Source organism: Ruegeria sp. HKCCD8929, assembly GCF_013031405.1.
Classification (GTDB): Bacteria; Pseudomonadota; Alphaproteobacteria; order Rhodobacterales; family Rhodobacteraceae; genus Ruegeria.
The window spans coordinates 1-11,978 of sequence record NZ_WPZY01000034.1 but is presented as its reverse complement, the minus strand read 5'-3'; the positions used below and the strand labels follow the sequence as shown (position 1 = coordinate 11,978).

Annotated in this window: 18 protein-coding genes; 2 read left to right on the top strand and 16 right to left on the bottom strand. The window is 60.2% G+C overall.

Features of this window, described 5'->3' with window-relative positions:
• Window positions 1-524: 524 nt before the first annotated feature.
• From GOX53_RS24745 to GOX53_RS24685, 14 genes are all read right to left on the bottom strand, one after another.
• A complete protein-coding gene (locus GOX53_RS24745; RefSeq protein WP_171181161.1) occupies window positions 525-773 on the bottom strand; it encodes a host nuclease inhibitor protein in 249 nt (82 codons plus the stop codon).
• A gap of 12 nt (window positions 774-785) precedes the next feature.
• Complete coding sequence (locus GOX53_RS24740; protein WP_171181160.1) at window positions 786-1,328, bottom strand: hypothetical protein; 543 nt, start codon at window positions 1,326-1,328, stop codon at window positions 786-788.
• Between the two features lie 17 nt (window positions 1,329-1,345).
• Entirely contained in the window at window positions 1,346-1,576 is a 231-nt protein-coding gene (locus tag GOX53_RS24735) for a hypothetical protein (RefSeq protein ID WP_217351915.1), read from the bottom strand.
• A 418-nt stretch (window positions 1,577-1,994) separates the two neighbouring features.
• Window positions 1,995-2,441: a hypothetical protein gene (locus tag GOX53_RS24730; protein ID WP_171181159.1), complete on the bottom strand. Its 447-nt coding sequence runs from the start codon at window positions 2,439-2,441 to the stop codon at window positions 1,995-1,997.
• Window positions 2,438-2,758, bottom strand: a complete 321-nt coding sequence (locus GOX53_RS24725) for a hypothetical protein (RefSeq protein WP_171181158.1) — start codon at window positions 2,756-2,758, stop codon at window positions 2,438-2,440. Before GOX53_RS24725 ends, GOX53_RS24730 begins: the two co-directional genes overlap by 4 nt.
• A 14-nt stretch (window positions 2,759-2,772) precedes the next feature.
• A complete protein-coding gene (locus GOX53_RS24720) occupies window positions 2,773-3,021 on the bottom strand; it encodes a hypothetical protein (RefSeq protein ID WP_171181157.1) in 249 nt (82 codons plus the stop codon).
• A 2-nt stretch (window positions 3,022-3,023) separates the two neighbouring features.
• Entirely contained in the window at window positions 3,024-3,572 is a 549-nt protein-coding gene (locus GOX53_RS24715) for a hypothetical protein (RefSeq protein ID WP_171181156.1), read from the bottom strand.
• Window positions 3,569-3,946, bottom strand: a complete 378-nt coding sequence (locus GOX53_RS24710; protein ID WP_171181155.1) for a hypothetical protein — start codon at window positions 3,944-3,946, stop codon at window positions 3,569-3,571. Before GOX53_RS24710 ends, GOX53_RS24715 begins: the two co-directional genes overlap by 4 nt.
• Window positions 3,943-4,530 (bottom strand): hypothetical protein, encoded by a 588-nt coding sequence (locus tag GOX53_RS24705; protein ID WP_171181154.1) that lies wholly within the window; start codon window positions 4,528-4,530, stop codon window positions 3,943-3,945. Before GOX53_RS24705 ends, GOX53_RS24710 begins: the two co-directional genes overlap by 4 nt.
• A gap of 82 nt (window positions 4,531-4,612) precedes the next feature.
• The gene (locus tag GOX53_RS30150; protein WP_256415902.1) at window positions 4,613-4,735 is read right to left on the bottom strand and encodes a hypothetical protein; all 123 of its coding nucleotides are present in this window, start codon (window positions 4,733-4,735) and stop codon (window positions 4,613-4,615) included.
• Between the two features lie 209 nt (window positions 4,736-4,944).
• Entirely contained in the window at window positions 4,945-5,349 is a 405-nt protein-coding gene (locus tag GOX53_RS24700; RefSeq protein WP_171181153.1) for a DUF3768 domain-containing protein, read from the bottom strand.
• 88 nt (window positions 5,350-5,437) lie between these two features.
• Entirely contained in the window at window positions 5,438-5,872 is a 435-nt protein-coding gene (locus tag GOX53_RS24695; RefSeq protein WP_171181152.1) for a hypothetical protein, read from the bottom strand.
• A 15-nt stretch (window positions 5,873-5,887) separates the two neighbouring features.
• A complete protein-coding gene (locus GOX53_RS24690) occupies window positions 5,888-6,109 on the bottom strand; it encodes a hypothetical protein (protein WP_171181151.1) in 222 nt (73 codons plus the stop codon).
• Between the two features lie 865 nt (window positions 6,110-6,974).
• Window positions 6,975-7,946, bottom strand: coding sequence for a hypothetical protein (locus GOX53_RS24685; RefSeq protein WP_171181150.1), 972 nt, complete (start codon window positions 7,944-7,946; stop codon window positions 6,975-6,977).
• A gap of 164 nt (window positions 7,947-8,110) precedes the next feature.
• On the opposite strand from GOX53_RS24685, the gene GOX53_RS24680 reads away from it, so the two are divergent.
• The gene (locus GOX53_RS24680; protein WP_171181149.1) at window positions 8,111-8,827 is read left to right on the top strand and encodes an SOS response-associated peptidase; all 717 of its coding nucleotides are present in this window, start codon (window positions 8,111-8,113) and stop codon (window positions 8,825-8,827) included.
• 71 nt (window positions 8,828-8,898) lie between these two features.
• On the opposite strand, the gene ssb is transcribed toward GOX53_RS24680, so the two are convergent.
• Window positions 8,899-9,234, bottom strand: coding sequence for a single-stranded DNA-binding protein (gene ssb / locus GOX53_RS24675; RefSeq protein WP_171181148.1), 336 nt, complete (start codon window positions 9,232-9,234; stop codon window positions 8,899-8,901).
• Window positions 9,235-10,701: 1,467 nt separating this feature from the next.
• Between ssb and GOX53_RS24670 the strand changes: the two genes are divergently transcribed.
• The gene (locus GOX53_RS24670) at window positions 10,702-11,121 is read left to right on the top strand and encodes a hypothetical protein (RefSeq protein ID WP_171181147.1); all 420 of its coding nucleotides are present in this window, start codon (window positions 10,702-10,704) and stop codon (window positions 11,119-11,121) included.
• Between the two features lie 462 nt (window positions 11,122-11,583).
• Here the strand turns inward: GOX53_RS24670 and GOX53_RS24665 are convergent, their stop codons facing one another.
• A complete protein-coding gene (locus GOX53_RS24665) occupies window positions 11,584-11,757 on the bottom strand; it encodes a hypothetical protein (protein ID WP_217351913.1) in 174 nt (57 codons plus the stop codon).
• Between the last annotated feature and the right edge of the window lie 221 nt (window positions 11,758-11,978).

Below are 11,978 nucleotides of genomic sequence, written 5' to 3'. Positions count from 1 at the left end.
GCGGCGGAGCCGCAGCGGTTGAGGGTCGCGATGCAAGCCGGAGGCGCAGGGGCGAGGGCCCCCCGAGGGGCCCCACAAGGTGGGGTGTCGGGGGTTTCGGCCCTTCGTGAAGACGTGTTCAGTCTTCACGTTGCGCAGCAAACTTTCGGGTCAGGGATCAGTCCTCCCAGCCGAAGCAATCGCCCATGTCGATCTGCGGTGAGTTCCTGCGGCGGGTTCTGGCGGCGTTTCTCCGGCGGTGCGGTGCATCCCACTTATTATGACACCTCTGACAGAGTGCCCGGCATCTCTCGGGATCCGCATGGGATTCGTCATGGTCCATATGGGCGATGGTCAGCACAACGCGCCCACCGGTCTCCGGGTGGGGCTCTCCGTTCACCGCCCTGCAGTCGGGATGCTGGGGCGTGCCTTCACATCGGTTTCCCGCGCGAAACAAAATGAAGGCTCTGAACGCCAGCCATTCCGGCGATCTGATCGACCCGCCGGGATAGCGCTTCATTCTGTCCTTCTGGATGGGCATGGCCTCAGCTGGTCCCGCTCGGCTTTGCCAGCTGTTCGCGGAATGCCATCACGGCATCCATGGCCTGCTCATAGGTTGCGGCTTCGGGAATGCCGGGGATCAGCCATGTGCCATCCCAGCCAAGCCGTGCCCGCCCGGCCAGCCGTTTCGTCAGCTCGTCCTCCGGCGCCTCCGCCAAACAGATCGCGCCGGTAAGGGACGGTTGGTCCGAGACTTCAATGTGTCCGGATCGGAAACAGTGCGCATAGGCCATAGGGTGCCCTCTCTATCTATTGTGGGGTTTGCAGACGACGCCAAGCGCGGTGATCATCGCCACGTTGTCGGGTGTGTTGCGGGCCAGTTCGACGCCATCGGGGGACATGAACGCATCGGTGTATTCGGTGCGCTTGGTCACACTGCCGTCAGCCTCGATCGTTGTTTCATCGAACTCCGTCTGACGGGTGACCGACCCATCGGCATCGATCTTGATCCATGCACCGTCAGCCGTTCGCACGGCAACGGTGTGCTCGCTGAGAACGATGCCCTGCCAGCCGATGTCACCATCCCGGCGCAGGGCGATCTGATCCTGGCGCAGCTTGATCTGGACGTCCTGATCACTCTGGCCGCTTTCGGCTTCCACCTGGATGAAAGTTTCCTGTTGCTCGGGATCGGCGTGCAGACGGGCGCGGCCATTGCTTGGAGACCAGACCTTTGCCTTGTCGCGCGCCCTGCCCTTCCGATCCCGGTGAAACCCGATCAGGAGCTGAGCGGATTTCCAGACCTTGTAGAGGCCGGTGGCGGAGTCAAAATTCTGACGTTGCATGGTCATGGCTGGCCTCCTCTGGGTCAGTCCTCGATGGTGAACACAACATCCTCGTCCTCGACCGTGTAAGGCACGGCCTCTGACAGGAGCTGTTCGACTGCGGTTTCGGGGAGCGTCGGGAATGTCTTTGTCATGATCGTCAGAAACGCCGGGCGGTCTTTCTCGAACGCATAGGCATTGATCGCCCATGCGATGATGCCGGGGGTGTGGACCAGTTCCGAAGACAGGAGGCGATAGGTTGGCATCTTGGTCATTCCTGTCCAGCTTGCGGTTACGGTTCTTTACGGCGGGCCAAGGCAACGGCCCGCTGGCTGTGCGGTCTGCCACATACACCCCTCCCGCGTTTTTTCCCGGAAGGATGGGGGGCGACAAAAAGAGGCCGAAGGTGACTCTGACGACAGCTGCACCAGAAGGGCCGCAACGCAGTGAAGGACCGGCGCCGTGCGCCGGTTGCGGGTGGCGGCTGATTCACCTACGAAGCCTCGTCGCCCCCCGGACGCCCGGGGAAAACAAGCGCCGCAGACCGCCGAGCGGGCTGCGGCAACCCAACGGATCGAGCCGGGGCTGGGGTGAGCGCGGGCCCCAAGCCCGCGTTGAGCCCCTGCCCCGACAAAACACCCGAGCGATCCGCGCGCCTGGCGCGGATCACAGCTGACCAATGCGATCACCTGGTCACCCATCGCAGGCCTCAGAGGTCTCGCGGATGCATTGACGTCGCCCATGGGGATCGGTGCGCGCCAGATCGAAGGGCAAGGTGTCGAGCGTGAACCGCCCGACCGAATACCTGTGCAGGAAGTCGAGCAGATAGACCGGATCAGCCGGGTATGGGGCGCAGTTCCATGCATGACGAAGGACGGCGGCCTCGTTCGAAGAAAACGATGCGATCCTTGACCGGGCTTCTTTCCACTTGCGGGCGCGTCGGTTCCGATCCCGGATTTCCTGCTGCTCCCATGCAGCGGCCCGGGCCAGCATGACCTCATCCTCGCTCGGCTGGCTCTCGGCGATCTGCTCAGCCAAGAGCGGGAAGGCGTCCCGCTCCTTCTGCTGCTTGCGGCGCAGCGCGGCCCGTTTTCGGGGCGTGTCCTCGAACACAAACCGGGGCCAGCGCTTGAACCTCATGACAGTTCGTCCTCGATGCGGTTCATGAAGACGGCCAATGCAACGGTCAGGTCTTTGAGGTCGGCCTGTTCGGCCATGTCCCGGACATTGGCCCATTGGGGGCCGGAGACGCTGCAGCGGCCTGCTGGCTGCTTGGCCTGCCTTGCGGTTTCGACGGCGGTGACGGCGATCCCGGTCAGCTCGTCCGTCAGTGGCTTGAGCAGGTCGCCCAGCTCGGCGCTGGTGGCGCGGTTCGAATTGGCGGATTTCCGGATCAGATCGAGCGTGTAGATCATTTTCTGAACCCGGCCCCGGTTGGTGTCGTTGTCAAATGCCATGGGTCTTTCTCCTGTCACACCCAGCGGGTGCGGCTGTCTCTGAGGTATTGAAGGCAGGCCACGCGCCCGATTTCGGCGTGCAGCCCGTTGTCGAGGGCAAAGCGATGGCGGAACTGCCAGTCGGACGCCCATTCCGGGGCAAGCCGGTCATCAAAGCCCCGGCCCTGAAACGGGTTGTCTTCAAGCGTGAAGCCTTCCCGATGCGCCTGATCGCCATCGAGCGGCGCCCGGCGGTCGTCATTGTTCAGGGCCGTGGCATCCATGGTCACGCCTCCGACCCTTTGCCTTCTTGCTCGCGCTTGGCGGCGAGGGCCTTGAATGCCTCCCCGCGATTGGGCAGGTTTTCGCAAACGAGATTGGACGTCTGGTCCTCGAAGTCCGGCCCTTCCTGCTCGCACCATGCGAGAATGGCGGCTTTGTCCTCGGCGTTCGTGGGATCGAACCAGTTCGAGTCCTCGGAGGTGTCGCCCGCCTCTGACCAGCCATCCATGATGGTCAGGACCTCATCGGGGTCGTAGAGATTGCCGAAGGCCCCGGGCACGGCTTTGCAGATTTTCCAGGCCTCATCGATGCCAACCAGCTGGACGGGATCGATCCCGATCTCCTGCTCATCGGTCGAGAACGTGTCCATGTAATCGGTCTTGCTCTGGATGAACTCGTGCAGGTTGTCGGCAAATTCGCTCCCCGCCCATTCGTCCCGGTCGGAGCTGACCCATGACAGGAGCGCGTCGTCGCGCGCTTCTTCATTGGGAAAGACCTGCGAGTTGGTGCCGGTGTCATCGTCGGTGGCGAGGGTGTAGATGGTGAGTTTCATGACGTGATCTCCTGATGGGCCGCAGCAAGGGCTTCGGCGTTTTGGTGAATGGTCTGTTCCTGCTGGCGAACGCGGTCCCGTTCGGCGCGGTCGGCCTCCTGCTGTGCCGCGTAGTCAGCCCAAGCCGCGTCGGCCTCGGATTTTGGGACGTAGGTGAAGGAGTGCGGCGCGCGGCCCAGCTGCTCCCCGGTGTCGGCGTCATGGATATCGACGTGGCACTCGGCGCCGTTGCACAGATCGCTGTTGCAATTGCATCCGTCCTGCGTGTCGATCAGCACATAGCGCTGTTTCTCCACATCCCATTCCGCCACGGCGTCGTGGATGATTTCGGTGCTGCCACAGTCCTGGCAGCGTTCTTCGATCCGACGGGTCATGACTGGTGACCCCCCTCTACAGGACGATCGGAATGATCGAGAGGCTGATAGGGGTCACGTTGACCGCTGCCTGAGTAATCGGAGAAGTCCACAAAGGCCTCGCGCAGATCGGCCAGCGGATGATTGTCGAAGTCATCGACGCGGCGATCTTCTTCCGGGATCGTGCGCTCGATGTCCTCGTGAATGGCAACCGTCAGGTCCTCGGCGATTTCCGTGAATTCGTTGACCGGCCAGATCCCGATGCCGATCCGTTTGGGAAACTGGCCGAGCCGGGCGTCACCGGCAACAAAGTCCTTGCCGGTCTCGATGGCGATCTGCCGGGCAATCCGCACGATTTCCATGACGGAAAACTCATCGTGAACCGCATAGGCCAGATACTCGGGTGCATCGTCGGTGCCCTCATTGAACCTGCCATAGATCGACCAGAACTCGGCCTCCTGGGCTTCACATTGCAGGACGCACTCTTCTGTTTGGTCGACCCGGCAGGGTAGGATTTCGAACCACGCGAAACGGTCCAGCGTTTCGCCGGGGCAGAGGTTGTTGAACCGCACTTGTTCGGGTGTCTGAGCGATCTGGGCTTGCATGGTAGGACCTCCTGATGTTGCTCCCGGTCGGGGATGCGTGCTATGGGTGCCCTACCCCCGGGAAGGGGTAGAGCGTGGCCGCCTAGGCGGTTCCGTGTTGCGTCAGGAAGCGGCGTCCGATACCAAATGTGTCGCCCTTCCTGATCAGCGCCCATGCCTCGGCAATGCGGCGCTTCATCAGTTCATCACTCGTCTTGATCACCATCCTTTCCGGGTTTCCGTGATGGGGTGGAGAGGGCGTTCACCGCCCTCCCCTTGGGCCTGCTCGACAGGCCAGCCTCGGCAGCGAGGGGGAGGAAAGCCCCGCCGCCGGGTCTCAGATGCACTTCCTGGCTCGAATGAGACTGCGGTCGCTGCCTCGCCCTTCGGTCGAACGCGACCGCAGCCGCGCCATTCCTGGTGATCCCAGGAAGTTCAGTATTCCTCGGGGTCCATGATGGTGAGGACGCGCTCGGTGCAGGCCGGGTCGAAGGGGCGTTCGGAGCCCTTGTCCAGTTCGAGATCGTAGAGATCGATCTTGAAAAACAGCCGCCGCTTGCCGACGGTGACGACGCCGAAGGTATGATCGGCATGGGGGTCATTGTCGGCGTTGAAGTCGTTGAACTCGGCAACGGCCTGCAGGGTGCAGGTCTGAAACTCTGGGCTGCGGGCCGCCATGTTGTGGGAGAACACCACGTTGCCGGTGATGCCCTTGGAGAGGCAGAAGCCAGCAATGCCGGGATTGGCCAGCGCCTGCCGGAACAGATCGTTCTGCAGGGCGATGACGGATGCCTGAAGTTCGGGATTGTGTTCGATGTCGTTGACGAATTCTGTCGGCATTGTCCTGTCTCCTTGAAATCTGCCCTGACAAAGAGCTTTCTCTTCCTTTGACTGGCGCAGTGCCGGTCAGAGGTGTGGTTGTTGGAAGTCAGTGAAGGTACGGGTATGCGGCTGCCAGAAAGCGCCCGATGGCTTCGAGATCTGCGTTTGGGAAGCGCTCCGGATGGCCCTCTACGCGTTCCCAGTGTTCGATGTCCTGGCGGATGCGATCTTTGCCACCGATCTCATTCACGAAGTCAGCGGAGTACCATTCGGCCAACACGGGCGGCAGCCGTGTCTCTTCGGCATCGTGGTGCTCTGTGCCTTGCGTCTTGAGGTCGGTGACCTCCTTCTGGAACAAGTCGTTAATCGAGATGCCCTCGGCGGTGATGCGGCCCACGCCGTCGCCTGAGATCGCGTAGGTGCCGCCCATCTCGGGATGCTCGCCAACCCAGTGGACTGCGAACTCTCGCGCTTCGGATCGAGTTGTGAAGGTCTCAGTTTTGGTGAAACCATCGGAAGCAAGGTAGGTAACGGTGATCATGCGCCCTCCTCCCGGTCAGTCCGCAAAGAGCGATGCGACGATGGCAACGGCGAGACCGCTTGCCAGAACGGCGATGCAGGAAAGAAAGAGAATGTTGACCAGCAGTTCCTGTTCCGGGACGCTTGCGGCCACGGCCATCGCTGCACATGCAGGTATCGTTGCCAGCAGGATTGCGTCGTCTGCCAGTTTCTTGATTTTGGCGGCTGTTGGCCGTTTGAAGCGCCGGATCCGGTTCATCTCGTCTGTCCTTTTCTCGGTGCGGGGGCCGATGTCCTTCGACCTGTCCGGTTGCGTTTCGGTTTGTTCCATCAGGTCAAGGGAACGACCTGATGGCTGTGCCGCTTGCCATCTGGCGCCCCTCCCGCGTTTTTCCCCGCGACGGAGGGGGGGCGACAAAAAGAAGGCCGAAGGTGATCCCGCCGGGTCGGTCAGTCTGAAAAACGGAAGGTTTGGCCGCATCGCGGGTGAAAACCGTTTTTCTGATTGAGGCGCATGGAAAGAATGATGTGATCCGCGATTTCGCGGATCTCCTTTTGCGCCTTCCGAGCCCGCCGGGATCAGCTACGAGTCTTCGTCGCCCCCCTGACGCTCGGGGAAAACAAGCCCAGCAGCCCGCCTCGCGGGATGCTGTCACTCACTGCAAGGATGCCAGGGCTGGGGTGAGCGGGCGCAGCCCGTTGAACCCTTGCCCTGTCCATGGATCAATGTGAGACGCGCGCCCCGCGCGGATCTCTCTGGACTATTCCGACATTACAAACGGGACCAGGTGCCGGGGATTTCGATGACGCGCACCACCGGGCCCGCGAAAGCCGAAGCTTCAGCTGAGGGAATGGGCGTCACCCGCAGGGACGAAACAGACATGTTCGGGCGACCATTTGACCGCATCGGAAGCTGGCTCAGCGAGACAGATTCCGTTGCTCCTGGTCAAAGGGAGACAGGACGTGTCTGGTTCGGGGAGAGCGCCGGCATGGCCGGTGCTCGAGTAGCACGCGGTCCCGCGCCGTGGCGCGGGATTTGCCCAAACCAACAAACTCCTGACCAATCACCTACTTCAAAAAGTCCGCAACCATCCAAGCAGCCGGAGGGCGAAGCAAAGCACAGTCTATATCGGATAGGGGACTTTTGACCATTTTGTGTGAGTTTGTTCTTCGTTTAGGTGCACGTACAGCTCTCCTCGCTTCCACTTTGGAAAAGCGGATAGGCCCATGGTCGTTCTGAGAGGGATGAAGTGCTCATAGAGTTGCGCAAATCCGTATTGTGCGACGAGAGTAATTACAAAGGCTATGGTGGCATCGAAACAGTCCTGGAGCGTCGGCTGCGATATCAGCTTGTACCGGTTGTGTTTTGCGGAGTTGTAGCGCTGGAACCAAGGTAATTTTTGAGTTGGAGTTTTGCCCCAGTTAAGGAAGGGAGAGAATTCATTTAGCCAAGGGTATCTCAGGCTTCGGACCTTATAATCACTGAGCCGGAGTGGGAGATTGAGGGTGGCATAGTCCTTCATCGTTAGATGATCCTTTTTGAGCCCATTGCCCTTGAGAACGAACCGCAGATTGTTTTCTGTAGCGATTGCGGCGAGGACTACGAGCTCGGTGATTTCGGTTCCGGTACAGGCCATGTTTGGCGGTTGAGGGTCAACAACTCTGCAGATCGCATCGAGGCGCGCCAGAAGAACGTCGAGTTCGGTCACTGCGCGTGCAAGATCGTGTGCGTCTTTTTTTGAAAGCGGGTATGTGGATGGAGCATCGTCAGGACTACGAAAGAACGGTCGCGCCATTCGCTTGAAGACCGTACCGGGCGGAAGTTCGAGGCGGAACAGATCGTCAACGGGGAGACGGCCTGAGAAATTTGCGGCGGCGAAGTGGTTTTCCCATTCTTGCATGATCAGATCATGCGAGATTGGGAGCGTCGGTGAGGCAGAGAATTTTTTGGCGTGTGCGCCAATGTCGTCGAGCGGCTTTCTTTTGGCCGCATAGCATTCTGTCAGCAGTCCTTTTTCATACTTGAAAATGGCGGTTGGCCCCAAGCCTGTGGGGTGCTTGACACCTGCAAAATACTCCGGCTTGTTCTTGGTCATGAGACTGGTCCCTGCCTCGTATGAGAATGAAGTTCGTTCGACAACTCTTATCACAATGGAAGGGGAAGGCGTGAAGATCACAACGTGGGACCTGAGTGTTGAGACCGACAGCGGAAAATTTGGACGGTCTTGCCCGCGTTACCTGACCCGCCTACCCTGCCTTAATGTGTAACCTGTTCTCGAGAACCACCACGCAAGAGGCGATGCGCCAGCTGTTCAAGGTGGCGCCCGGCGCCGACCATCTCGGGAATGCGGCGGCGCAGCCGGCGATCTTCCCGGATGGTCAGGTGGCCATCGTCACGAGTGACGATGATGGGAGCCGATCGCTGCAATATGCCCGCTGGGGCTGGCAGAAGGTGCGGTTCAAGGGCAGCAACCGGGAACAGTGGCTGACAAATGTCCGGAACCTGAAGGCCAACGCGTGGAAGAACGTGATCGCAAACCGGGCACAGCGTTGTCTGGTTCCAGCGTCTTCGTTCTGCGAGTACCACCCTACGGAGAAGATCCCCGGCAAGGCGGGCAGGATGAACAAGGCGGCGAGCTGGTTTTGCCTGCAGGGCGAAACCGCGAGGCCGCCCTTTGCATTTGCGGGCGTGATGCGGACGTGGAATTTGGAACATCATGGCCTGCGGAAGAAGAGCGACGCGGATCTGGTGGCATTAGGTTCGGAGATCACGGCGATGTCGTTCCTGACGACGGAGCCCAATGCGATCGTCGCGCCGATCCACCCGAAGGCCATGCCGGTGATCCTGCGCGCGGAAGAGGAATTCGAGACGTGGCTGCACGGCCCGACGGAGGAGGCCTCAGCCCTGCAGCGCCCGCTGCCCGACGATGCGCTGCAGCTGGCGTTCATTGGCGAGACGGCCGACGCAACGGCGTGACGGCTGCCGCCGGCGCGGCCACTTGGCCGGAACATGGGAAAAGGGCGGCTTGCGCCACCCCTCCTTTTGGGTCAGTTCCCGTTGCGGCCGGTTGGGACGATTGCGACCTTGTCGGCGATGATCGAGACGCCGTAGACGGTTTCCCCGTTTTTTTCGTAGCTGGTGTTTTGGACTTCGGCCTCGATGTAGACCAGATCGCCTTTGTTCAGGTTGTCGCGGATCCAATTGAAGCCGGGGTTGCTGTCGAAGACGGTGATGGTGTTCCATTTCGTCCGCTCGCGGCGCTCGCCGGTGTCGCGGTCTGTCCAGCTTTCCGACTTTGCGACGTTGAACTTCATGACGTTTCCGGTGACGGTGGGGGCTTTGCCAACGTGGCCCTGGATCCGAACTTCTGCGAAAGTGTACATTTTGTAGGTCCTTCATCTGTCTTGTTTCGATGAACAGCAGCCCGCTTAATCGGCGGGTTCGATCAAGCTGAAATGCGGAGGGTCCGCCGCAGGTGGAAACCGTATTTCTGCTTGAAGGCGCAAAAGGGAATGTGCGATCCGCGCCAGCGCGGATCTCCTTCTGCGCCGTTCGGAGACGTCGATTGAGACAAGTGGGCGCATCGAAACAAGACAGCTGAAGGACCGGATGTCCGCACCCGAGCTTGTTCTGTTCCGGGACCGGCAAAGTCCCTGCCGTCCGGGTCCACCGCAACGCTTGGTCAACGCATTGAGGAAGGCTGGAGAGACCGCTGGCGCGACGTCTGTCTGGACGAAATGGAGCACCGGCGCCGTCGGGCACCGCCTCATGAGCTGGGATGGAACCTCCTGAACAAAGGCGATCTGGGCTCTGCCGGACAGTCGATCCATGTGCTGACAAACGGGGAGACTGGCTTCCCCACGCGCGCGACCGCAGATCCGTGAATCTCGTCCCCGCCGGCTGTTTCGGGAACATGCTTTAGGGTTGGGGTGGTGAAGGCCGCCCTTGGCGGCTGTGAGGCCGGGGGCTGTGCCGCTTTTTATTCCGTCGTGGGAAAAATTGGCCGCTGTGGTGAAGTTCAGCGAGAGAGACATCTTCATCCACAGCGGCGCGAGTGAGTGACCAGTTCTTGGGTTCGAAGGTCAACTCAGCGAATGGCAGGAATATCCATCGGGATCGATGAGTATGCTTGTTAACTTTGGAGTTCCGGCACAAAACCGCGCATGGAAATCATGCGGTTATCATGCCTTCTGATTTTATGGCGTCGAGATTTGCTCAAGGAACCCGGTTCCGGCCACAGGCTCGCTTGGCTCGCATGCGGCAAGGCCAGTGAGGATCATGCTCAACATTACCAGTCTCATTACACTCATATCCCGATGCTGTTTCCCGTCATAGTAGAGCGCGCCGATCAGGATGTATAGGAGAGCCGATGGCGGCCTCAACCGTTACTGCTGCCTGCTGTCGTCCTCGCCCCGTCGTGTAGCATGCCAGAAGTGGCACTAACCCGGCCTTTGCGTCGGCCCGCGCTCACCTACAATCCGGTCTCCTCTGCCTCACCATTTCAACCTGCTACGGGAAACCCCCAATATACGTGATCGGCGGACGCGCCTAGTGTTGTCGGCGGGGATGAGGATTCGAGGGGGAAGAGAATTCGATGGGAGAAGAGGCATCGTACCGGCCGCCCAGTTTATATGAACCCGAGCCTCCCCGGCCACCCTGGGAGGTGATCGGTAACAGGTTGCGTTCCGTTGCGCGAGCACTCATCCGGAGAGTGTTCAAACGGTAACGCGTCAGTCATTGGCATTTGACCCCCTCACTAGCCAATGACCCCCCTCGGGGCTGGCGGGATTTTGACGCCAGCCCCACCTCTCTCACAAGGCGGTTAGCCGATCTGATTCACGATACTGGCAATGACGCGTGAACAGGCCCAGAATGAGCTCAGCGAGATTCCGGGACTGCTTATGGAAACCTGCCCGAAATGCGGACAAGAGATCATTTTTGGTCAGCTGAACGGCGGGGTCTGTTCGGATTGTGTGCATATGGAGCTCATGGCCGAGACTGAAGAACGGATCTACCAGCTGAGAACCGTTTCGGTGCTGGATGAGCAGGATGAGATTGGCCTGACGTCGTTCAAGACACTGGCTCTGATCTCGGCAAGTTGCGATCTCGAGGAATATCTGATGGATCAGAAGGGTATGTTGATCTTAGATGAAGAGCGGCGCGGCGAGGCGGATTGGGAACGGACCCGCGATCGCGGACATCCGTTGTCCTCGACCAGCTTAGAGGTGAGGCGTTCGACATTGGCGCAAATGCTTTGGCGGGACTGCTGATCGTTGAGCAGATCGAAGTTGTGGACGGAGATCCGAAGACGTTTCTGGTGGGAACGGCCCGGGCCATCAAGATTGAAGACGTCTGAATGGCGACCGGGTTTTCGCCCCAGGCGAAAACCCCGCCCGGGGGTTATCCAGCGGACGGGATTTCGACCTTGGGAGAAGGTGGTTCCGGCAGTCTTGCCGGAACCGCTGTAATCATTCGTGCGCCGAAGCAGGCACCTAAGGGAGCACGGAAGAATGCGGACGGCTTGCCTGTGGGTAACCCCCGGCCGCGGACGCATTGTCGGCCGCCCCGCGCGGGCAGCGCCCGCCCTGTTGGAGAGATGGGGCCTCGTGCCCCCGTGTCTCTACAGGACTACCAGACCCGGCCGCCAACCTCTCAAACGGCAGGGTCTCAGCCAAGAAAAACCCCGCACAAGGCGGGGCTGAAGGTGCGAGGGTAGTTCTTGAGAGTGAGGCTTAGAAGAACAGCTTCGCGATCGTGACCGCAGCCGCCATGAAACCGGCGCCGACGACGGCAGGATACCAACGGTTTTCGGTGACGATTTTTGCCGTTAGGGCATTCAGGTTGGCAATCTCCGCGTCGATCTTGCGGAGCTTCAGGTCCCATTCCTTTTGTTGCGCGTCGGTCATGCTGGATTCACTCATGGGTGTGTTCCTTTCGAATATAGTGCGTTTGAGGTCGTATTACCAGATTTTGAGGGCTTGGCCCGCCCGCTATAGCGGGCGGGCCAAGGTTTGCTGGTTTCAGGCTTTTGGGGTTTTCGGCTTCTCAATCCGCATGGCCTTGATGCCTTTGGCCTCGGCCTTGTCGGCAAGGTTGAGGGCAATTCCGGTCGATCCGAAGATCACCA